At 45.6% G+C, this 19,078-nt stretch carries 13 protein-coding genes and 2 tRNA genes; 9 read left to right on the top strand and 6 right to left on the bottom strand.

What is annotated here, in order from left to right; all coding sequences use genetic code 11:
* Nucleotides 1-269: 269 nt before the first annotated feature.
* Entirely contained in the window at nucleotides 270-1,295 is a 1,026-nt protein-coding gene (locus QUA10_RS01305; RefSeq protein ID WP_333081276.1) for a PRC-barrel domain-containing protein, read from the bottom strand.
* Nucleotides 1,296-1,363: 68 nt separating this feature from the next.
* Nucleotides 1,364-5,251 carry a chromosome segregation protein SMC gene (gene smc, locus QUA10_RS01310; protein ID WP_333081275.1) on the bottom strand — a complete coding sequence of 1,296 codons (3,888 nt, stop codon included), beginning with the start codon at nucleotides 5,249-5,251 and terminating at the stop codon, nucleotides 1,364-1,366.
* A gap of 365 nt (nucleotides 5,252-5,616) precedes the next feature.
* On the opposite strand from smc, the gene murA reads away from it, so the two are divergent.
* The 7 genes from murA to QUA10_RS01345 all read left to right on the top strand — a co-directional run bounded on the left by murA (nucleotide 5,617) and on the right by QUA10_RS01345 (nucleotide 13,798).
* Entirely contained in the window at nucleotides 5,617-7,038 is a 1,422-nt protein-coding gene (gene murA, locus QUA10_RS01315; protein WP_333081274.1) for a UDP-N-acetylglucosamine 1-carboxyvinyltransferase, read from the top strand.
* Nucleotides 7,039-7,210: 172 nt separating this feature from the next.
* Nucleotides 7,211-8,080 (top strand): M48 family metallopeptidase, encoded by an 870-nt coding sequence (locus tag QUA10_RS01320; RefSeq protein ID WP_333081273.1) that lies wholly within the window; start codon nucleotides 7,211-7,213, stop codon nucleotides 8,078-8,080.
* A tRNA-Leu gene (locus tag QUA10_RS01325) sits at nucleotides 8,059-8,140 on the top strand. Before QUA10_RS01320 ends, QUA10_RS01325 begins: the two co-directional genes overlap by 22 nt.
* A gap of 205 nt (nucleotides 8,141-8,345) precedes the next feature.
* Nucleotides 8,346-8,471 (top strand): hypothetical protein, encoded by a 126-nt coding sequence (locus QUA10_RS01330; protein WP_333086148.1) that lies wholly within the window; start codon nucleotides 8,346-8,348, stop codon nucleotides 8,469-8,471.
* Nucleotides 8,472-9,042: 571 nt separating this feature from the next.
* Nucleotides 9,043-9,124: transfer RNA gene (locus QUA10_RS01335), tRNA-Leu, on the top strand.
* A 205-nt stretch (nucleotides 9,125-9,329) separates the two neighbouring features.
* Nucleotides 9,330-12,659: a hypothetical protein gene (locus QUA10_RS01340; protein ID WP_333081272.1), complete on the top strand. Its 3,330-nt coding sequence runs from the start codon at nucleotides 9,330-9,332 to the stop codon at nucleotides 12,657-12,659.
* A gap of 263 nt (nucleotides 12,660-12,922) precedes the next feature.
* Nucleotides 12,923-13,798, top strand: a complete 876-nt coding sequence (locus QUA10_RS01345; protein WP_333081300.1) for a DMT family transporter — start codon at nucleotides 12,923-12,925, stop codon at nucleotides 13,796-13,798.
* A gap of 173 nt (nucleotides 13,799-13,971) precedes the next feature.
* Here QUA10_RS01345 and QUA10_RS01350 read toward each other — a convergent pair whose 3' ends face one another.
* Complete coding sequence (locus QUA10_RS01350; RefSeq protein WP_333086149.1) at nucleotides 13,972-14,100, bottom strand: hypothetical protein; 129 nt, start codon at nucleotides 14,098-14,100, stop codon at nucleotides 13,972-13,974.
* A 50-nt stretch (nucleotides 14,101-14,150) separates the two neighbouring features.
* Between QUA10_RS01350 and QUA10_RS01355 the strand changes: the two genes are divergently transcribed.
* Together QUA10_RS01355 and QUA10_RS01360 are read left to right on the top strand one after the other, a co-directional pair.
* Nucleotides 14,151-15,824 (top strand): methyltransferase domain-containing protein, encoded by a 1,674-nt coding sequence (locus QUA10_RS01355; RefSeq protein WP_333081271.1) that lies wholly within the window; start codon nucleotides 14,151-14,153, stop codon nucleotides 15,822-15,824.
* 74 nt (nucleotides 15,825-15,898) lie between these two features.
* Nucleotides 15,899-16,768, top strand: a complete 870-nt coding sequence (locus QUA10_RS01360) for a calcium-binding protein (protein ID WP_333081270.1) — start codon at nucleotides 15,899-15,901, stop codon at nucleotides 16,766-16,768.
* Between the two features lie 113 nt (nucleotides 16,769-16,881).
* Here the strand turns inward: QUA10_RS01360 and QUA10_RS01365 are convergent, their stop codons facing one another.
* The 3 genes from QUA10_RS01365 to QUA10_RS01375 all read right to left on the bottom strand — a co-directional run bounded on the left by QUA10_RS01365 (nucleotide 16,882) and on the right by QUA10_RS01375 (nucleotide 19,016).
* Nucleotides 16,882-17,685 carry an MOSC domain-containing protein gene (locus QUA10_RS01365; protein WP_333081269.1) on the bottom strand — a complete coding sequence of 268 codons (804 nt, stop codon included), beginning with the start codon at nucleotides 17,683-17,685 and terminating at the stop codon, nucleotides 16,882-16,884.
* 116 nt (nucleotides 17,686-17,801) lie between these two features.
* Nucleotides 17,802-18,101 (bottom strand): putative quinol monooxygenase, encoded by a 300-nt coding sequence (locus QUA10_RS01370; protein ID WP_190656699.1) that lies wholly within the window; start codon nucleotides 18,099-18,101, stop codon nucleotides 17,802-17,804.
* A gap of 237 nt (nucleotides 18,102-18,338) precedes the next feature.
* Nucleotides 18,339-19,016, bottom strand: coding sequence for a hypothetical protein (locus QUA10_RS01375; protein WP_333081268.1), 678 nt, complete (start codon nucleotides 19,014-19,016; stop codon nucleotides 18,339-18,341).
* Nucleotides 19,017-19,078 lie beyond the last annotated feature (62 nt).

Below are 19,078 nucleotides of genomic sequence, written 5' to 3' on the forward strand. Positions count from 1 at the left end.
TTACAAACAATATTTGAGGTTCACCAACAATTTAGATAAACCCGCCCCCACACAGCCAATAATCTAGATTAACCAGATGTTCGAGATAGTCCAAAAAAATTTAGATTCCGATTATTCGTTGGGCGGGAGCGGGTTTATTATATTGTTGGCTTTACGCCGATATGGTTGGTGAAACACGCCCCTACAAGCCATTGTAGGGGCGGATTTCACCAACTATCTATGTCTAAAACAAACAATCTCGTAAACCCGTCCAATCGATGGATTAATTCCTAATAACCAGGCTCCTCCTCATACTCAGGAGTCTTAGTTTTCTCAGGGATATTCACCCGAGGAGCCTGGTAAGGCTTCGGTGCCTCATCGTCAGCCCAAGCATCGGCCTCCACATCATCCTCGTACTCGTACTGCACCACCGGCTGCTTGGGGCGAGAAATCTCAGGGCGAGTGTATTGCGGCTTCTCCTCGTACTCCTCCTCTTCGTAATCGTCCTCCTCGCCACCCCAATTATCCTCTTCGTAATCCTCGTAATCGTCGATGGGCTGCGGCTGTGCCTGCACCGCGCGCATCGGCGGCTGGCGAACCGCAGGCCGATTCCACTCTAAATCCTCATCCCAAGGAACTTCCTCCACCGCAGGCGCAGCTACCCGGCTCCGCATTTCCGGTGCAGGTATCCGCACGCCCGGGCCCAATTGATTTCCCGTAGCCACGGGTTTAGGATAATAACCTGCCTCGTCCTCTTCTCGTTCCCAAGGTGCTTGGCCCAAACCGACGCGCTCCAGCAAACCCACACTAAGCTGCCTGAGCCTTTCCTCGGAACCTTCAAACACAATCAAGCGATTCGGGCCACTGCTGACAATTTCTTCAATCCCCAACTCGTAAGTGCTGAGAACTTGGTCAGGGATTTGGGGGATTCCCAGAGAAGCGATAATTATAGAAACTAACTTACCGTCTTCGGGATCGAACCTAAAGCCTCGCACCCTACCCAAAAGTTCGCCGGTTTCGGTAATAACTTCGCTGTTAATCAAAATGCTGTAGACTTCAACATCAACATCATCTTCGATCGCGCTCTCATCTTCCACCAACAGCACGTCGCCGATTTCACTGACATTGCTGAGGAACATAAACTTCGGCATTCCAGCGACCGCAAATATATTATCACGCAGACCGATCGCCACAACTTCCCGTCTGTCAATGTCCACCCACAATTGACTAACCACCCCCAAGCGTTTACCTCTGTCGCGGGTGATGACCTGAGTGCCTAGAATGTCTGAGCGTTGGCAGATTTGTTCGGATGTCATTCTAACTTTAATCCTGATTTATTAAGTACATATATCACTCAACACGAGCGTTAACATAAACTCCGGGACTACAACTTCAGTCCTATGACTTGAGTATAAGCTCCCCGCGCTTGAGTAACACCAATTGTACGCTCAGCCGATTGAATCATAGGTCGCCGCAAACTCACAACAATAAACTGGGCTTGTTCCGACTGTCGTTTTATCATTCTAGCCAATCGCTCCACATTTGCCCCATCCAGAAACATATCCACTTCATCAAAAGCGTAAAACGTAGATGGGCGGTAGCGTTGCAGCGCAAAAATAAAACTCAGCGCCGTCAAGGACTTTTCGCCTCCAGACATGGAAGCCAGCCGCTGTACGGGTTTGCCCTTCGGGTGAGCAACCAAATTCAAGCCGCTGCTGAAGGGGTCTTCCTGGTCATCTAGCTGGAGATAGCCATCGCCTTCGGAAAGTTCCGCAAAGATAGTCTGGAAGTTCTCGTTAACCGCGTCGAAAGCTTCCTTAAAAGCGCGCCGCCTCAGCGTGGTAAAATTTTCAATTCTCAACAGCAGTTCAGTGCGTTCTCCTTCCAATGTCGTCAACTTTTGACTCAATTCTTGAAGGCGTTCTTGAGTGCGGTTGTACTCTTCCAAGGCTAGCATATTGACTGGTTCTAAAGCTTGAATGCGTTTGGCGATCGCCTTTACTTCCTGCTGCAATTCCGTTAAATTGGCTTTCTCGACATTTTCAGGAATCGACGGCACGGGGTCGGGCATTTCCGCCCGCTGCGCTTCCAATAGAGTGCGGACTGCACTCAATTGTTCCCGGCGTTCTTGCTGGGTTTCGTGGAGTTTTTGCAACTGCCATTGTAACTGCTGTTTGGCTAAATGCTGTTCTCGCAGTTGAGATTCCGCCCGATCGCGCTCTCCCTTCTGCACGCCCAATTTTTCCTCAATTTCCCCCAAAGCCGCCTTAGCTTCAGCAATTTGCCGATCGAGTTCTAACTGCTGCGAAACAATGCGATCGAGTGCATCCGCCCCCGCGTTTTGCTGCACTTGCCATTCCTGCAATTTCTCGCTGCCTTCCTTAATTTTGTCTTCCAAACGCCCGAATTGATTTTCCAAGTCTACAAGGCGCTGCTGGACGTTTCTCAGAGCCACTTCTCGCTCTTGGAGCTGCGCTTCTAGAGCGCGCAAACTCGATTGCATTTGCTGCCATTCGCTGTGACTGTTGGACTCTTCCAACTGCGCCAAAGTTTGGCGGTATTGCTGCAATTGAGTTTCCTGTGCGGGCAATTCTCGTTCCAGCAACTGCAATCTCGATCGCGAATTAGTTAATTCCTGTGTATTTTTCGCAATTTGCGATCGTACTTGTTCCTGTTGCCCTTGCAAATTCTTAATTTCTGAATCCAACTGTTCCAAGCGCAACTGATGTTCGCGCAAATTCTGTTTCGCTTCCATCAATTCTTGGCTGCGAGTTTTGACTGCAACAGAAGCGCGATCAATCGCAATTTTGCACCGTTCCAAAATCCGCTCAATTTCCTCCAACCTTTCTTGCAAAGAGGCGATCGTCCGGGCTTCACTAGCAGCCTCGCTAGCATCAACCGTGCCAAAATGCAAGGTAGATCTATTAGTAGAACTCCCCCCAGTCATCGCCCCGCTAGTTTCCAAAATTTCCCCGTCCAAAGTGACAATCCGGTACTGTCCCAAATAGCGGCGGGCGTCGCTGAGGTTACTAAACACAACCGTACTGCCAAAAACGTAAGCAAAAATTTCCTGATACCGCGAATCGCAATCAATCAAATTAACAGCCGCATCCACAAACCCAGCCGCGCGCCGCAAATTTTCATTCACCGAATATCTGCCGCCCCTAATCTTATTCAAAGGCAAAAACGTCATCCTTCCCGCCCGTTTTTGTTTCAACAATTCGATCGCAGCAGCAGCCACGCTGTCATCTTCCACCACCATATTTCCCATGCGCCCGCCCGCCGCAATTTCCAGCGCCAACTGATAGCGCGGTTCCACCCTGCCCAGTTGAGCCACCAAGCCGCAAACTCCGCCAATTCCGCTTTGCGCGACAATTTTTGCAGTAAACGTTCCCGTCGCTTCTTGCAGTGCTTGAAACTGCACTTCTAGTTTGTCTAATTTGCGCTGTCTTTCGCGCTGTTCTTCCAACAAACGAGTTTGAGTTTCCTGTTGCAGTTGCAATTCTTGTTCGGCTTCGACTAAAATCTGATTCAGCGATTCTACTTGCAAAGATGCAACGCCTTTGGTTTCCACAAGGCGAGATTGCTGCTCTTTTTTCGCTGCAATTTCCTGTTCCAATACTTGCAGCGATTGGTTTTGTTCTTGAATTTGACTTTGCAGGCGATCGGCTCTTTCGCCAATGGTAGCTTGTTCTGTACGCTGCGGTTCCAAAGTTTGTTGAATTGTTTCGATTTGGCGGTGCAGTTCCGTTTGCTGCTGTACCCAAACTTCGGCCGTCGAGGCGATCGCATTTGCAACTTCCCGACTTTCATCTAAACTTTGCTGGGCTGCATCCCGCTGTTCCTGCAAACTTCCTATTTGAGATTTAACATAAGATATTTCAATCTCAATTTGCTCCAAACTTTGCTTAAATTGCCGAACTTCTTCCTCGGTTTGTGCTATGTTAGCCGCCATTTGCCCAGCAGTTGTTTCCAAATCCTGTTTGCGGTTTTGCAGTTGTCGCCGTTCCGCTTCCTGAGTCGCAATCGTCGCTTGCAAAGCCAACAATTCCGACTCTCCCAAATCTTTAACGCGGGCATTGAGGGCGTCAAGTTCGGCGGTTGCTGCTTGAATTTGGGTGCTAATTGCTTGCAGTTGTTCGGTGAGAGATGCCGAAGTGCGATCGCCTGTTTCGATTTGTTCTCGCAGCTTCCATTCTTGTTGCTGCAATTGCCGGAATTTCAGCACAATTTCCCATTGCGACTTTTCTTGAAATTCCGCCCGCAATTTTTGATATTTTTCCGCTTTTGTGCGATCGGAAGCAAGTCTATCGCGCTGAGACATCAGCTCTTTTTCCACTATTCTGCTGCGTTCTTCCACCTCCTTAACTTCATCCAACTTCTGCCTAGCTAAAGAGATTTTGCGATCGAACTGAGCCACACCAGCTAATTCGTCAATGATTTCTCTGCGTTCCTTAGAATTCATCGAAATAATGCTGGTAACGTCTCCTTGCAGCACGACGTTATAGCCTTCGGGATAAATTCGCAAGCGGTTGAGTTGTTCGTGAAGTTGAGTCAGCGTGCAAGGTGCGCCGTTAATATAATAAGTTGAAGTGTAAGTACCTTGGCGAGTTACCCGAAGTTTCCGCGTCACACTCCACTCATCCGATTTTGGATTTGGGATTTGGGATTTTTTATTACTAGCGAGTAGTTGTCCGTTGTTGTCTTGAGTTGCTGCGATTTCAATCTCTTCTACGTCTTCAACAGATAACTCTTCCGATTTTCGATTTTCGATTTTCGATTTTCGATTGACAGGAAGTGATTGGCCGTTGTTGTCTTGAGTTTCGGCAATTTCTATGCTTTCGGCTTCTGCAACAGATAGAGGCGATTTTCGATTGTCAGGTGATTGGCCGTTGTTGTCTTGAGTTTCGCCAATATCTATCCCTTCAACTTCCTCTGCTGCAACAGATAACTCATCTGCTGCATTTTCATCCTCATCTTCATCCTGGGCGAACCATTCCTCCCCCACATCTTCCAGGGCAAAAGTCGCAGTCACGCTAGCTTCGATCGTACCGCGTTTGTTTTGGGCGCTGTTCACCAAATCGGGCAAACGTTCAGCCCGCATTCCCTTAGAACTCGAAAGTCCGAGACAAAACAGCAAAGCGTCGAGGATGTTGGACTTCCCAGAACCGTTGGGCCCGGAAACCACAGTAAAACCGGGCAGCACGGGAATGGCCGTCGTGCCGCCAAAAGATTTAAAGTTCGTCAGTTCGATCCGTTTAATGTGAACCATATGCTAGGAGTAGCTTTGGCTCTAGGTTGTTGTCACAGGGTAGCACAGGCAATGGGGCGATCGACAATGTGTAAACTTTCTGGCATAGTCGATCGAACCGATATCTTACACCTTTGTCAACAACCGAGTCGCATTTTACTTCAAAAGCTCGTTGACAAAAGTACAATATCTCCGATCCGAGCGAGCGCTACAAATTAACGTAAATTTTGATACAGATAACTCCATGAAACTCGATCGGCATTATTTGTGCGATTAAAGATGAAAGCCATGTCCAGAGGGTATTCCAGCAAATATAATTCCCGCAATTCCTAATGTTACCCCTAGACATATAAAAACTTTCCGGTAAAATCGAACCAAAATTAATAATGTATAAAGTAACGAAGCGCATTATGGAGGGCAAACCCATTACACCAGCTCAGAACTCATCTAACCTGCCAGCTTCACCTGAAAGCGACGAACAACAAGTATTACAAATTTGGGGTCGCGAACCCCTTAAAGGACACGTTAAAATCAGCGGCGCCAAAAACTCGGCCTTAGTCGTCATGGCAGGAGCCTTGCTCTGCCCAGAGGATTGCCGTCTCCGCAACGTTCCCGGTCTAGTCGATGTCGCCCGCATGGGGCAAATTCTCTCGGCTGTAGGAGTCAAATTACAGCAGCACGGCGACGTTTTAGACATCAACGCCAGCAACCTCATAGACGCTCAAGCCCCCTACGAATTAGTCAGCCAACTGCGGGCGAGCTTCTTCATCATCGGCCCACTGCTAGCGCGTTTGGGATTTGCCAAAGTGCCCTTGCCCGGTGGGTGCGCCATCGGTGCCCGACCCGTTGAACTTCACGTTCGCGGTCTGCAAGCCCTCGGTGCCGAAGTCCACATCGACCACGGCACTGTTCACGCTTACGTCAAAGGGCCGAACCGCCGCCTGAAAGGAGCCAAAATTTATTTGGACTACCCCAGCGTCGGCGCAACTGAAACTTTGATGATGGCGGCGACTCTGGCGGAAGGAGAAACCATAATTGAAAATGCGGCTCAAGAGCCGGAAGTCGCTGATTTGGCGAATTTCTGCCGCGCTATGGGAGCAAAAATTCAAGGCGCTGGCACGAATACGATCGTCATTTCGGGAGTGCCCAAGCTGCACGCGGTAGACTATTCAATTATTCCCGATCGCATTGAAGCCGGAACATTTTTAGTAGCAGGAGCCATCACTCACTCCGAAATCAGTTTGTCGCCGGTAATTCCCGACCACCTGACGGCAGTCATTGCCAAATTGAAGACAATTGGGGCAAAAATTATTGCAGAATCCCCCGACATTTTGCGGATAGTTCCCGGCCAAACTCACTCGGCTACAGACATCGAAACTCTGCCTTATCCAGGTTTCCCCACAGATATGCAAGCTCAGTTTATGGCTTTGCTGACGCTGAGTGAAGGCGACAGCTTGATCAAAGAAACCGTGTTTGAGAATCGCTTGCGCCACGTAGCAGAGCTCAACCGCATGGGCGCGGACATTCGCCTTAAAGGCAATGTAGCCATTGTGCGCGGAGTGTCGCGGCTGTCGGGTGCGCCGGTAGTGGCAACAGATTTGCGGGCTTCGGCGGCGTTAGTGCTAGCAGGACTTGCAGCCGATGGTGTCACAACCATCAGCAGCTTGCAGCACTTAGACCGCGGCTATGAGCAGTTAGAGGTGAAACTGCAAAAATTGGGAGCTAAGTTGCGGCGCGTCAAAGAGGGTACAGACCCGGCGACTGCTGAGGCTCCTGTCAATCCCGTGCGATCGGGTTTAAACTGTTAATTAGTCATTAGTCAGCAGTCATTAGTCATTAGGAAGAAGGAAGAAGGAAGAAGGAAGAAGGAAGAAGAAAGAAAAATAATTCAACCTTTTTCAATTGCCAATTCATAATTCTCATTTCCCAATGACCAATGACTAACGACCAGTGACTATTGACTAATGACTCAGGATTAAAATGTCGAACATACCGCTCATCGGTTTGAAAGCAGACCAGTTTCGCCACCCGCTAGACTTGGAAGCCACCAACACGCTCAAACAACTGCCCGGCCTGGATTTGATGGTGCGGCAGTTGCTCGGACAACTGGGCGAACAGTTTTTCATGCTGGAAAATCTGGCTTCCAGCGTCCAAGTCGGCGAAAATCAATTGCCCCACCTGCATCAATTGCTGTTGGATGCCTGCAAAACTCTTGATTTGGAACCGCCGCAGCTTTATGTCCGCCAGCATCCGATGCCAAATGCTTACACCTTTGCGATGCGGGGAAAACAGCCTTTTGTGGTGATGCACACTTCTCTGATTGATTTGCTCACAGACGAGGAAGTTAAGGCAGTAATTGCTCACGAGTTGGGGCATTTGAAGTGCGAGCACGGAGTTTACCTGACTCTGGCTAATTTAATTGTGTTGGCCGCCGGCCAAATTTCCCCTGTGGGAACCGTGCTCGCGCAGGGTTTACAGGCGCAAATGTTGGAATGGTTGCGGTGTGCGGAATTTACGTGCGATCGCGCCGCCTTGCTCGCCACTCAAGACCCAAGAGTGGTAGCATCCCTGTTGATGAAACTGGCCGGAGGTTCGCCGACTTTAGCTCCGAAACTGAATGTCGATGCGTTTTTGGCGCAGGCGCGGGCCTATGACGACCTCAGCACCACTCAACTCGGAGAAATGCTAAAACAAGCTCAGACGGCTCAGTTGTCCCATCCTGTACCAGTATTGCGCGCCAGAGAGATCGATCGCTGGGCAAGTTCAAAAGATTATGAATCTCTTGTGCAAAATCGATCGGTGTATTATGATGCTGAAACCAACAAAAAGGGCGGGTGGCGAAATTGGTAGACGCATCAGACTCAAAATCTGACACCGAAAGGTATGAGAGTTCGATTCTCTCCCCGCCCACTGCAAAAAAAGCTAGTGATGTCTTAATAAAGAACTGTCTGCTAGGTAGCACAGTAGCTCCAAGTGCATATCTCCTCACTTGATATCGCCCTTGCTGGTGGCTGTCGTTGCTAGCTGAGTATTTTCCCAAATTCAGTTCAAATAACTGATGACCAACCGCACTATTACTTTCATCTGCTTTTTTATGTAATAAAAACATAAAAAGATGAGTAATCGGGCAAGCAATATACCTTCTTTGGATTTAGCGATCGTTCCAGGCACAGTTTATATCCAAGATTGTGTCTCGCATCAGTTAAGTAAACTGTATACTCTTGATTTAGCCTACATGTAAAGCAACATTCATCGGTGAGATCATTACAGAAGTGTATGATATTGCCTTTGTTGATTCACAACTCTATGGCATGGAGCGAGTACGAGCTCGATAAAATGCTCGTTGCTTCTGACTTCCCACCACTGAAAGAAGAGAAAGATGTTGCGTTTTATTACGAAAATACAAATTATCTAGGCCTTTAGATAGACTAATAGTCATCCTCGGAGCAGTCCAACTGGCGACCAATTCTAGCAGATGCTGAGTTTATCAGCACTACGGGAAATACCGTCATCCGCAACATCGAGTATGATTTCTTAACAGTTTTGCAAAACAAGTCTAGTAGCATATATCACATTAAGTGATTACCAAAAACTGAATAATGTAGATGCGTTTTTGGCGCAGGCGGGAGACTAAGACGACCTCAGCACCACTCAATTGGGAGAAATTCTCAAACAAGCTCAGACGGCTCAGTTGTCCCATCCTTAATACCAGTATTGGGCGCCAGAGAGATCGATCGCTAGGCAAGTTCAAAAGATTATGAATTTTTGCTTGGAGCCAATCGATCGGTCTGTTATTATGATGCAACCAAAAAGGGCGGGTGGCGAAATTGGTAGACGCATCAGACTCAAAATCTGACACCGAAAGGTATGAGAGTTCGATTCTCTCCCCGCCCACTGCGAGGAAAGCTAGTGATGTCTTAATAAAGCGCTCTATGCTCAATAGCCAAGCAGCTCCAACTGCATTTCTGCTCGCTTTATCTCGCACTCGCTGGTGACTGTCGTTGCTAGCCGAGTATTTTCCCAAAATCAGTTGAAATAACTGATGACCAACCGCACTATTACTTTCATCTGCTTTTTTATGTAATAAAAACAGAAAAAGATGAGTAATCAGGCAAGCAATATATCTTCTTTGGATTTAGCTATGGTTGCAGGGACAGTGTATATCCAAGATTGTGTCTCAAATCAGTTAAGTAAACTGTATACTCTTGATTTAGCCACAGGTAAAGCAACATTCATCGGTGAGATCATTACAGAAGTGTATGATATTGCCTTTGTTAATTCACAGCTCTATGGCATTGATCGAGAAGGCGACACAACGCAGCTCGTAAAAATTGACATCAAAACGGGCGATACGGCTGTCATTGGGGATACGGGCTTTGCTACAGCCGGCTTGGCTTATAATCCCCAACGTCAAACCCTTTATGCCAGCACAGCTAAACAACTGATTGCCCTTGATATCAAAACAGGAAAAGGTACACCAGTAGCTACAGTAGCTAATAAAGACTACAACTGTGGCGAAGTTGCCTTTGATAGCAATGGCATAGCATATATCACATTAATTGGTTACGAAAAGAAGAAATTACTTGCTAGATGCAATCTCGATACTAGCGAAGTTAAAACTATTGGTGATACCGGATTTCCTGGTATTGGCAGTATGGAATTTGTTGGTAATGTCCTTTATGGCGTTACAGGCAGATTTTTTAACTTGGGAAAAGACGGCCAATTAATCCGCATTAATACCCAGACAGGTAAAGGCACATTAGTGGCTCAAACCAAGCCTAGCGGTCGTTGGGCAGGAATAGCGGTTTATCAACCAGCAGCAGAAGCGATCGCCACGATCGCTTCAAAAGTTAAGACTGAAACTACACAAGGTGCACAAACAACTACTACAACTGGTGAGAAAACTATGAAACTGTTAACGATTGATACAAAAGAAAACTGTTACGTTATCAATACCGCTCAGATGAATAACTTGCAACAAAATGTTGCTAAGTCTCTGACATTAGACAAAGGAACTTTTGACATCCAAATTACCAGTGGTAGCTACAGTTATAGTGCCGACAATACTGTCGGTGAGCCTTTTGTTTTTCTCTGGATTTATGGACTTGATGGCAGTACCTTTATCAACACAAAGACAGGTGTTGAGACAGGTGGAACTTGGGCAACTTTAAACGGCTATAACGACAAATTGCAGTTTGAAATCAAAGAAAAAGCTGTAGTCTGTGCTTTATTCTTTGATACCTATAGTGATGATAATGAAGGGCAAGTAACTGTTTCAATCACTGGCAATCAACAGAATCCCCAAACTTTAACCGTTGATAGCAAGACAAACTGCTATCCGCTTGATGGCAATTATCTCTCAACTCTTAAAAAAGCCAATGCTAATTCTATCGAGTTAGCCGCAGGGAACTATCGCGTCAAGATTCGGGAAAGCAATGCCACTTATGGAGCAGAAGCAAAAAATTTCCAATTAGAACCTTGGGCGTTACTCTTAATTCAAGGGGGAAAATTTATCTCCAAGTTAACAGGAAATGAAGTTAGCGAAAGTTGGTGTTCATTAAATGGCTTCAAAGATGACGTTATTTTTGAAGTCAAACAAAAAACCACCATCTCCGGCTTCTTTTTTGATACATACATAGAAGATAACGAAGGCCAAGTTGTTTTAGAAATCAACAACATCAGTGATGAAGAAGTAGACCGAGAAAAGGCAGAGTCATCATTACAACCTGGTACGGGCAGCAGCGAAAGCACTGTTAATATGGGCAGCAGCGAAAGCACTGTTAGTGTAGTTGGTGGTGGTCGCACAACTAGCTCTAGTAATACAGCAGTTACCACTGGTGGTACAACTAGCTCTAGTAATACAGCAGTTACCACTGGTGGTACAGCTAGCTCTGGTACTGAAAATATCAATATTAGTAGCAGTGGATTTAACTTCACTTTTGACCAAGATCAGATGGAACAAATGTGGCAGCAAATGGCAGCCCAAATCAATACTTCCATCACAGTAACAGGTGACCCGAACGAGAAAAAAGAAGCTTATTGGGACAATTTGGAAAAATGGCTGCTTAAAGGCTATCAAACTCAAGCTAAAGACTTAGCGATGAAGGTAGCACGGCTGGAGTTTATGCTTAAGACTGTTACCCAACAAATGGAAGTTAGTTTTAATCAGAATTTCCACAATTGGTCGGGATACTTCAACAAAAATCTCAACGACTTATTTATTTCCCGAATTCCCCGAATTGTTAGCGAGCAGGTGAATTTAAGAATCTCTGAACAAACCCAAGAGATTAAAAGCTTAGTGCTGCAACAAATGCAAACCGAACTCAATGAGCGTGTTGAGGCCGTCGTTAATCTCAAAGTGGCTAATCAGACTCAAGAAGTTAAGAACCTCGTAGTTCAGCAAATGCAAACTGAACTTGAGCAACGGATTGAGAATGTAGTTAACATCAAAATTGCCAATCAGTCTACAGAGATTAATACCCAGGTAATTAATCAAATATCGACTGATATTGATGAGCGCATTAGTAACTCCGTTAATGTCCAAATCGCCAATCAATCTCAAGAGATCACTAATCAGGTAATTCAGCAAGTCCAACATACTATTGATGAGCGTGTTGAGAATGTGGTGAGCATCAAGATTTCTGATCAAACCCAGAATGTGAAGAATCTGGTGATTCAGCAAATGCAAACTTACATCGATCAACGCATCGATAATGTCGTGAACCTCAAAGTGTCTAATCTATCTCACGATATTAACACTCAAATTGTTCAGCAAATTCAACACGACATCGATCAGCGGATTAATGCGGTAGTTAATCTCAAAATTGCTGACCAAAGCCAAAACATTAAAAATCTGGTCATTCAGCAGATTGAATCTAACATTGATGCTCGCATCAATACGGTTGTTAATCAATCTAGCACTAGCAACGTGCAGTTAGTGACTAATAATATTGTCAACGATCTTGACAATCGCATTAATGTTAGCTTGGATAACAAGATTCTCAACTTCCGTAATGATGTCTCTAGTATCGTCAAGAATGAGCTGAACCAAAACTTCACCCAGAACCTCAAAAATACGATTTTTGCAGAATTGAAACAGCAACAATTCTACCTGGATATGAACTTGATTAAGGCAGAAGTTGAGAACTTCTACTCTAATCTTGCACAGTTTGAGAATCAGTTCTATTTACGCATTGAACAAGGGGACACTCAACTTTATAACTGGACGCTGGAACAACTTATTGCTCTCCAAGGTTGCTTAACAGATCGTCAGGCGTTAGTCGATATGTTTGAATCTTTCGCCACTAAACTCAAAGACGAATTAGAGAATGCTGAATGCGTTCGTCCAGATCGTTTTGGTTCTTGGGTAAGAACAGATATGCGGTCACAATTTCAACCTAGCCAATCTCCGCAATTACCACCACGTTAATCAGTAGGTAGACATATATCTTGGGTGTCCGAAGAAAGGAACGAAGCCATCTCAAACCGCAAGCGAATTCGTTCCTCTATTCGGACATGATGGTATTGATTTATGTTCACCGCCCACTGCTAAAAAAGCTTAATAAATCTAGGGTTCCAGGTAGGCCACCGGGAACCCTAATTTATATGGCATGGGGAATCGGGCATGGGGAATTGGGAATTGGGCATGGGGAATTGGTAACAACAGTCAACAGTCAACAGTCAACAAATTTTATGGGTGAAATCGCCGCTTTAGGCGCTGCATTTGTCTGGGCTCTATCTTCCACCATCTGGCAGCGAGTGGGACAGCAAACCCCCGCAGTGGTGCTCAACTTGCTCAAAGGCGCGATCGCCCTTTTCATGCTCCTTGCCACTGTACTAATTTTAGGCAAACCCTTACCCGCAATCAACTCCAATATTTTAGCAATGCTGTTGATTAGCGGCGGCCTAGGAATTGGCATCGGAGACACCGCTTTCTTTATAGTATTAAAATATTTAGGCGCGAGGCGAACGCTGCTTTTAGAAACCCTATCTCCCCCTTTAACAGCTTTATTGGGCTTAATATTTTTGCAAGAAAAGTTATCGCCCATTGCTTGTACTGGCATTCTTTTAACAATTTGCGGCGTAGCGTGGGTAATTGCAGAACGAACAGCCGAAACAACCTTATCATCAAAACATATTTGGCAGGGATTAGGTATTAGTTTATTAGGACAAACAAGCCACGCCGCTGGAGCAATTTTATCCCGCGCCGCCTTCACTCAAATAGATATCGATCCTCTGTGGACGGCGGCCTTGCGTTTGATCGGTGGTATGGCAGTCATGCTGTGCTTTTTGAAGCCAACAAACCTTGACAGTTTCAAACAATTAAAATCCTCAAAAATATTAGCTGCAATAATTATGGCAGCTTTTTTAGGAACCTATCTCGGGATTTTTTTGCAACAGACTTCGCTGAAATATGCACCCGCAGCAATCGCTCAAACACTCAGTTCTACCAGTCCCCTATTTATACTGCCTTTAGCGGTGCTGGCGGGCGAAAAAGTGAGCATTCGGGCTGTTTTGGGGGTAGTTGGTGCGATCGGCGGAATCGCCTTATTATTGGGTTTGAAGTGATGAGATGTGAGACAGAAGTGTTGAGGCTTGCTAAAAAATAAAAAAATAGGCGGTTTCGTACTTACTGTCCTTAAATATTAGTTTAAGTATCCAAAAACGGGTCTTCCATACTTAGTATGCTCAAATATAGCAATCATTGTAGGATTGGTGAATAAGATTTAAAGGAAACTCTCTTAACGCAGACCAAGAGAATAGAAAAGAAAAAAAGTTCGCAAGTGAGAATTTAAGGCTTGACAAATGTGCCGATCGCCATTGTATACTGGCATCGCAATGCTAACCTTCGGCTGGTTGTCGGTCGGCATGGGTTGCTCTGTTTTATTTTACGATCAACTAATCAGGAATTTTAGACAAAGTGATCGATCGCGCCAACCACGACTTCTTGAAGCTGCTACCGCCGGATGCTAAAGTCATTGTTGAAATTGGCTGCGGTACGGGATCGACGGGCGAACAGTACAAGCTGATCAATCCCCATTGTCAGTATATTGGCATTGAATGCGATCGAGAAAAAGCTAAAATAGCAGTCGATCGGCTAAACTGGGTGACGGTGGCCGATATTGAAGAAATTGCTCTCGAAAGTCTCGACGTCGCCCCAGGAACCGTCGATTGTTTGGTTTTTGGCGACTTGCTACCCTACCTCAAAAACCCTTGGGAAGTGCTCAAGCAGTACAGTGGTTTGCTGAATCCAGAGGGGCAAATTCTCGCTAGAATCCCTAATGTTCAATACTGGCGGCGAATTGTCAATCTGTTGCGGGGACAGTGGGAGAATCCCGACAACAAGATGCAGCACTGGTTTACCCTAGAAAGTATTAAATCACTATTTGCTCAAGCGGGATTGCAGGTTTATGAATTTCAAGGGAAGGGACACAAAACCGAAAATTTTGTCCACTTTCAAGAATTACTGCATCCAATGGTAAAGGCTTTAGAACTCACATCGAGCAGTTTTGCTACGGAAACCGGTGCTGAACATTATATCGTGCGATCGACCAAATCGACCGTACCTACGCGCAGACTGCTGATTCAGACTATCATTATGGCTCCTACAGGGTGCGATCGTGTGCGAGTTTTGGAACCCGACAAATTTAGCGCTACAATTCCCGGTGTCCGCACCGTATCCGGCGTGAAAACAGCAGAGTTAATTCCGCCGCTGTCTGGAGAAGAAAAAGTCTTTATCTGGCAGCGGACAATTATGCAATATCCCGGCTATATTCCCCAACTCAAAGAACTGTTGCAACAAGGCTATTTAATAGTAGCTGAAATTGACGACAATCCCATCCGCCGCCGCGAATACGCAGATAATAATTACCTCAGCTATCGCGGCTGTCACTGCGTGCAAACTTCTACAGAACCGCTAGCAAAAATATTGCGGTCTTACAATCACAATGTTGCTGTATTTCCCAATCAATTAGCCTATATACCTCCCCCACGAATTTACCCGGCAGAAGATACAGTCACCATCTTTTTTGGTGCGCTTAACCGCGAAAAAGATTGGCAGCCGATTATGGCAGCGCTAAATCGAGTTTTAGTTGCACAAAAGCACCGGATTCAAGTTAAAGTAATCCACGACCGCCGTTTTTTTGAAGCGTTGGAAATACAGCAAAAAGAATTTGAACAATTTTGTAGTTACGAACGGTATCAAGAAATCATGTACAGTTGCGATATAGCTTTGCTGCCGCTCGTTCCCAACCCAGTTAACGAAATGAAATCCGACTTAAAATTTATTGAATGTGCAGCACGGGGAGTAGCGGTGCTGGCAAGTCCCACCGTGTACGAACATTCGATTGTCGAAGGTGAAACAGGATTGATTTATAGATATGAAAAAGAGTTTGAAACCAAACTAAATTCGCTGATTTCTGACACTTCTATGCGCCGGAAAATAGCCGCGAATGCTTACGAATGGGTGCGGGACAACCGCTTGCTGTGCGGACACTACCGGCAGCGGCGAGATTGGTACTTACAGATGCGGGACGAGTTGCCACGTTTAAATGCTGAGTTGCGCGATCGCCTGCCGGAGTTATTTGGTGACTAAATGCGGTAAAATTTATAGGCTATTGTGCGATCGTTCTGTTTTATTGTTTAATTTCTAATAGTTACTCCACACCAATGCGAATTCTATTCACTATTGCTCACTTTTACAATCCCAGCGGCGACGGGAAACACGCTTCCCAACGAAATGATCCGCAACCACGACTAAATGCTTTAACCGCTTGCGTGACATCGCTGCAAGCTTTGTACGGCAAATCTCAGTCCATGATTGACATTAGCGAATGTGCAACTATCCCAGCCAATCAATCTCAACAGCACGAAATTGACATTGTTGTTTGCACTACTCAAGGTTATCATCTGTTGCCTCAACTGCCAGTGCAGCCCAGATGTTTTATGCACCATGCTACAAAATGCGAACCACTGCTGTTGGGGTTTGAGTGTCAAGCAGTTTTGCGAGCGTGTCTTAACAAATACGATTATTTCTGTTACTTGGAAGATGATTTAGTTCTGCATGATCCGTGGTTTTTTAGTAAATTAAAGTGGTTTACGCATCACGGAGGAAATGGGAATTTGCTGCAACCTAATCGCTATGAAATAGCGCCTAAAGGCGCGGTTTTTAAAGCATATGTTGATGGTGATTTGGCAGACTCAGCGACTTCTCCGTTTCAAAATGTAGAGGAGCAGCGGCAGTTAATGGGAAAAATTATGGAACAAACAGTTGCTTTTGAGCGGGCGTTGAATCCTCATTCCGGCTGCTATTTTTTGAATGCGGAACAGATGGCACACTGGGCTAAGCAGTCTCATTTTTTGGACCGAGATACTAGCTTTATCGGCCCGCTGGAAAGTGCCGCCACTTTAGGAATTATGCGGACTTTTAGAGTTTACAAGTCAACTCCTACTTATGCTAATTTTTTGGAGGTTCAACATTTTGGCACGAGTTTTCTGAACTTAATTGGTAATAAGGTGAGGGTGCCGGAAGCAGGATGAGTCGCTGGGTTGGGGCGGGTTTTGTGTTAATATTGTCTGCTGTTGGTTCAAATTGTGGACTCGGGCACGCCTCTAAAGGCTTCGGATATATAACAACGCATCAACTGATTATTTTAGGGATGCAAAACATCGCCGATTTTAACTGTGCCGCTGTTGATAATTTTGGCTAAAACTCCAGTTTGTGCGTGACCGAATTCCTGTTGCAGTAAACTGAGTAGAGAAATATCCCGATCGCCTGTTTCTGGATTCACTTCTATATTGACACAGCGACCGATTCGTGCTGTAACTTCTATGCGCGCCGTGCCTAATTGAAACTGTTTTCCGATCAACTCAAATTCTGACCAAGCGGCCATACCTTCTAGCACAATGTTCGGGCGAAATCGGCCCACGTCAATGTTTTGAACAGCAATTTCTGTTAATTGGTCTAATGTGGCTTGACTGAGTAAAGAAATGTGTACGGGTTCTCGATCGGGATAACGAGTTTCGCCGCTGGTGTCGCCGACTAAGTGCAAAGGTGCAAACTGCGGGTGTCTCGCTTCTTTTGTGGGTTCAATTGCCGCCAAATATTCTGTGAAAAAACTGCCGATGCGATCGCGACCCGCTGCTGTGTTCGTTTCTGCGGATAGCACTTCAACTCCTTGACGCTTGACTGTTAAAATCGTCGTTTCCGGTTGATAATCGCATTCTAAAGCTGCTAACAAAGGCCAATCATTTTGAACAGCAAAATGTTTTTTGCTCATCCAAGGCATATTTTTGACGGGCATCTTTGCAGCTTCCAGATTATCTGCAAACATTAAGGCAAAAGTTCGATCGCCCTTAATTCCGTGTCCTGCTGTTAAAGCAAACTCCGACATTGCTTGGGGTGTCAGTCCCTTAATTGGATAAATAAATAACTGTTTTATTGTTGCTACTGTCATAATTTTTTCAGCTCTGCTTCAATTTAAACTGAACTCTTGTCCCCCCCCTTACTAAGGGGGGCTAGGGGGGTCGAAGCTAATTCACAAACATTAATCAAATTGCGATAAAAAGCTGATTAAGCTAGCAATTCATAGCGACGAATATCTGGAGGCCCAACGGCCAAACCGTCTAATTTCTGCACGGCGTCTTGAATGTGAGTGGAACCGAGATGTAGTTCGAGCAAATCTGCACTTTCCCACTCTTCAACGAAGGTAAAATCTGTGGGATCGGCTTGATTTTGCAGGAGTTCGTATTTGATACAGCCTTTTTCTTTGCGAGTGGGCTCCATAATGCTCAGCAGCAGAGATTTAAGTTCTGCTACTTTGTCAGGAAAGGCAGCGAGGCGGGCGACTACTCGCAAGGTTGTTTTGGACATAGGACAAAAAAGTCACAGATAGGACGATCGAATTTACCGATTTTTATTTGGCAGACTCAGCAAAACACGATTTTACTTAAAATAACCTAAAGAGGTTGCTCGGTCAACGGCAGTACAATTAGTCTAGGACGCGCTCATCTCTCAGAAACCCGCTTTCTTCCCAAATTCTTCGTTACTAACCGCAGAGCGTCGTATAAACCGGGTTTCTTGATATATTTTGGCGAAGACCGGAGAAACTCAATCTTTCGGATAAAATCGCTTGTTTTCTGTAGAATATTCCCAGGCGAGATCCTCCGGGTCTTTTTCGCGGCTCCACTGAGCAAACTCCGGCTTAAGTTTCCACTTGCCGATCGTAGTTGCGTGGACTTTGAACCTGCGGGAGAGTTCCGTCTGGGTAAAAGAGATTTTGGGCTTTTGAGGAGTCTTGGTTTGAGCAAGGGGGAATAAATTTGGTTTTTTATCTTGTGCTTTTTCCCGATTTGTGGGAGGCTCTTGAACAGCTATTCCCGCATTAGCTGTTTCGCTTTGATTGACAGGTGGAGCTATTTGAAAATAATACAAAATTCCGCCTTGTTCCGTCACTTCAAAATCTGCAGCAAACTCAGAAGCTCGTTCGTCGAGATACTCTTGAACTTTTTCTCCCGGCAGTTTCGCATTCATCGCCAAATCCAAAGCCGTAACTCGCCCTTGATTTTCCTTGATCAACTTATAGAAAACCGAGTCTAGATGAGCGAGTTTATGTTTTTGCTGCTGGTGGTAGAGTTTGTAAGCCCAAGCAATGCCCGCTGTGGTGGCGATGGCCCAAAACATCCTTCCCGACTCGAAACTGGCAACCGCCGTCAAGGAAATAGGCAAAAGCAGGGTAAGATATCCCCAAATGCTTCCCTTCTTTAGGTTATTGCTGTTTTTGACCATAGTTCCTAAACAGGTACGTAGTTTAGCTTAGTAGAGCGTGTCTGAATGTCGCGAAAGTTTTT

This window comes from Microcoleus sp. Pol8_D6 (assembly GCF_036700965.1).
In the GTDB taxonomy this organism is placed as follows: Bacteria; Cyanobacteriota; Cyanobacteriia; order Cyanobacteriales; family Microcoleaceae; genus Microcoleus.

What these genes read in the sequence shown, in the direction of transcription:
- smc (WP_333081275.1), bottom strand. Translation starts at nt 5,251, where the DNA reads ATGGTTCACATTAAACGGATCGAACTGACGAACTTTAAATCTTTTGGC.
- QUA10_RS01345 (WP_333081300.1), top strand. Translation starts at nt 12,923, where the DNA reads ATGGGTGAAATCGCCGCTTTAGGCGCTGCATTTGTCTGGGCTCTATCT.
- QUA10_RS01365 (WP_333081269.1), bottom strand. Translation starts at nt 17,685, where the DNA reads ATGACAGTAGCAACAATAAAACAGTTATTTATTTATCCAATTAAGGGA.
- QUA10_RS01350 (WP_333086149.1), bottom strand. Translation starts at nt 14,100, where the DNA reads ATGCCGACCGACAACCAGCCGAAGGTTAGCATTGCGATGCCAGTATAC.
- QUA10_RS01340 (WP_333081272.1), top strand. Translation starts at nt 9,330, where the DNA reads ATGAGTAATCAGGCAAGCAATATATCTTCTTTGGATTTAGCTATGGTT.
- QUA10_RS01320 (WP_333081273.1), top strand. Translation starts at nt 7,211, where the DNA reads ATGTCGAACATACCGCTCATCGGTTTGAAAGCAGACCAGTTTCGCCAC.
- QUA10_RS01305 (WP_333081276.1), bottom strand. Translation starts at nt 1,295, where the DNA reads ATGACATCCGAACAAATCTGCCAACGCTCAGACATTCTAGGCACTCAG.
- QUA10_RS01360 (WP_333081270.1), top strand. Translation starts at nt 15,899, where the DNA reads ATGCGAATTCTATTCACTATTGCTCACTTTTACAATCCCAGCGGCGAC.
- QUA10_RS01375 (WP_333081268.1), bottom strand. Translation starts at nt 19,016, where the DNA reads ATGGTCAAAAACAGCAATAACCTAAAGAAGGGAAGCATTTGGGGATAT.
- QUA10_RS01330 (WP_333086148.1), top strand. Translation starts at nt 8,346, where the DNA reads ATGAGTAATCGGGCAAGCAATATACCTTCTTTGGATTTAGCGATCGTT.
- murA (WP_333081274.1), top strand. Translation starts at nt 5,617, where the DNA reads ATGTATAAAGTAACGAAGCGCATTATGGAGGGCAAACCCATTACACCA.
- QUA10_RS01370 (WP_190656699.1), bottom strand. Translation starts at nt 18,101, where the DNA reads ATGTCCAAAACAACCTTGCGAGTAGTCGCCCGCCTCGCTGCCTTTCCT.